At 53.2% G+C, this 1495-nt stretch carries 2 protein-coding genes; one reads left to right on the forward strand and one right to left on the reverse strand.

Translation table 11 applies throughout. The features are described from left to right. Positions 1-103 precede the first annotated feature (103 nt). Positions 104-349 (forward strand): hypothetical protein, encoded by a 246-nt coding sequence (locus tag V6D20_05375; protein HEY9815221.1) that lies wholly within the window; start codon positions 104-106, stop codon positions 347-349. Between the two features lie 64 nt (positions 350-413). On the opposite strand, the gene V6D20_05380 is transcribed toward V6D20_05375, so the two are convergent. Then, a partial coding sequence (locus tag V6D20_05380) for an acetolactate synthase large subunit (GenBank protein HEY9815222.1) occupies positions 414-1495 on the reverse strand: 1082 nt, incomplete at its 5' end.

Below are 1495 nucleotides of genomic sequence, written 5' to 3' on the forward strand. Positions count from 1 at the left end.
ATCCAAAGTTAAAGTTTCTTTAACCCAGTTATGATATCGATCTCTCGCGGACATAACTTTACACCTCCGCTTCTATAGTAATTGAGGTATCGCAGCCCAAGGTATGGACGACTTTGACACAGGCGATGTAGTTGCCGGGGGCGGGATAGGTACAGGCAGCATCGCTGACGGTTTTGAGGCTGCGATCTTTGCGGGTGCGGTAGTCTTGCAAGTCGTGGGTGAGGGGTTTGCCCGGTTGCCAGTTGAAGTCGATCGCCCAGACATCAAGAAAATCAACGCCGCTGCGGATGGCGCGATCGCGGATGGCTTCGAGTTCTTTGGCAGGAACGCGAGTTCGATGAACCTATAGATAGGAACGATCCATCGAACTCAGGTCACGGTTGATCAAGGGGCGATCGCTGATGCACCAGACCCTAGATAGGGCAGCTTAAATCCCCAGCTTTCTGGGTAAACAGTAGGTTTTCCCGATAGTCGATGGGGCAGTCGATCACCGCTGGCACCGATTGGTTGAGGGCATCCTTGAGCATAGGCACAAAGTCTAGGGTCGATTCCAAACGATAGCCCTTGAGACCCATACTTTCGGCAAATTTAACAAAATCGGGATTGCCAAACTTGATGAAAGCCGGTTCGCCATACTGATTGCGCTGCTTCCATTCGATCAGGCCATAGCCGCCGTCGTTGAAAATAATAGTGACAAAAGGCGTGCCAATGCGCAGAGCCGTTTCTAGCTCCTGGCAGTTCATCATAAACCCGCCATCGCCCGAGACTGCCACCACCTTACGATTGGGCGCAACCAGCTTAGCCGCGATCGCCCCTGGAATGGCGATGCCCATTGCAGCAAATCCGTTGGAAATAATACAGGTATTGGGCTGTTCAGAATGGTAGTGGCGCGCCATCCACATCTTGTGGGCTCCCACATCAGAAATCACAATATCGTCTGGCCCTAGCACTTGGCGCAGATCGTAGATCAGCTTCTGGGGCTTGATGGGAAACGCATCATCACTGGCATACTGCTCATAGTCCGCTACGATATCCTGGCGTAGGTCGAGGGCGCGGGGTTCGGGTTTACCTTGTCGCGTGACCCGCTTCAGCAACTCCCACAACGAGTCAGAAATATCCCCCACCACGTCCGCTAGGGGAATATAGCTACTGTCAATTTCTGCTGAGATTTGCCCAATATGCACAATGGGCATGGTGCCATCCGGGTTCCAGCGTTTGGGAGAATATTCCACCAAGTCGTAGCCGATGGCAATAATTAAATCGGCGCTGTCAAACCCGCAGCTAATATAGTCCCGCTGCTGCAGACCAAAGGTCCACAGGGACAGGGGATGGGTGTAGGAAATGGCTCCCTTACCCATAAAGGTGTTGACAACAGGAATATTGAGCTGAGTGGCGAGAGCAGTGAGCGCCTCACTGGCCTGCGATCGCAACACTCCATTCCCCGCCAAGATCAACGGATTGTTGGCATGGGTAATGGCCGCCGCCGCCCGATCCA

This window comes from Candidatus Obscuribacterales bacterium (genome assembly GCA_036703605.1).
In the GTDB taxonomy this organism is placed as follows: domain Bacteria; phylum Cyanobacteriota; class Cyanobacteriia; order RECH01; family RECH01; genus RECH01.